The 1,015-nt window shown below is 68.8% G+C and carries 1 protein-coding gene and 1 pseudogene; both read left to right on the plus strand.

Features of this window, described 5'->3' with window-relative positions:
• Positions 1-35: 35 nt before the first annotated feature.
• Positions 36-722, plus strand: a complete 687-nt coding sequence (locus tag IE142_RS37195; RefSeq protein WP_306432647.1) for an aggregation-promoting factor C-terminal-like domain-containing protein — start codon at positions 36-38, stop codon at positions 720-722.
• 101 nt (positions 723-823) lie between these two features.
• A pseudogene (locus IE142_RS34795) lies at positions 824-1,015 on the plus strand (CHAP domain-containing protein); the annotation flags it as partial.

Here is a 1,015-nt window from a genome sequence, read left to right on the forward strand (position 1 = left end):
CCGAAGACAAGCCCGCCGGATCCCAGCACATCGGCATGCGCAAGGAGATCGACAGCGGCTTCGCCCTCAAAACCCTGACCTCCACCGGCGACGACCGCCTCCTGGGCACCACCTCCGGCGGTGCGCTGTACGAGTACGTCATCAGCAGCAGCGGGACCTGGAGCCGCAACGACCTGAAGACCGACGGTTGGTCCGCCTTCGACCAGCTCCTCTCCCCCGGCGCCGGCGTCTACTACGGCCGCGTCCCCACCACCGGCGCCATGTACTGGTACAAGGACGCCGACCCGACAGACAAGAGCGGCGCCGACATCGCCTACCACACCTCCGACCCGGTCGACGCCTCCGGCTGGACGCAGCAGCTGCTGTCCGCGGCGCCCAACTCTTACAAGTGCGCCGCTCTCGACCGAGACGACATCGCCGCGGTCAAGGCGGCTGGCCGCGAGATGATGAACGCGCACGACACCGCCTGGGCCAACTCCACCGAGTGGTCCTGTCTGGAAAACCTCTGGGACGAGGAGAGCGGCTGGCGCTGGAACGCGTCGAACCCCTCCGGCGCTTACGGCATCCCGCAGTCCCTGCCCGGCTCGAAAATGGGCACCGCGGGCGCCGACTGGCAGACCAACCCGCTCACGCAGATCAAGTGGGGCCTCGGCTACGTCGACGACCGTTACGGCTCCCCCTGCGGCGCCTGGCGCTTCTTCCAGGCGAACAACTGGTACTGATCCGCGCCCGGCCTGCATGCCGCCGGCCGTCGGCACCCTTCACAGACTTCCGGCCCCATTTCAGGGCTGCCCGGACACCTTCACCTCAGGAGACATCGAACATGTTCCGCACCAGCAGAACCCTGCGCACCGCCGTCACCGCCGTCGCCGCCGGCGCCTTCTCCCTCGGCCTCGTCACCGCGAACACCGGCACGGCCGCGGCCGCGGAAACGGTGTGCTCGGGCACGGCCTCGGTCTACGGCATTCTTCCGGACGGCCGCCTGACCTACTCCGCGATCAACCCGACCAACGGC

The sequence above is a fragment of the Streptomyces mutabilis genome, assembly GCF_014649815.1.
GTDB classification, from domain to species: domain Bacteria; phylum Actinomycetota; class Actinomycetes; order Streptomycetales; family Streptomycetaceae; genus Streptomyces; species Streptomyces mutabilis.

What these genes read in the sequence shown, in the direction of transcription:
- IE142_RS37195 (WP_306432647.1), top strand. Translation starts at nt 36, where the DNA reads ATGCGCAAGGAGATCGACAGCGGCTTCGCCCTCAAAACCCTGACCTCC.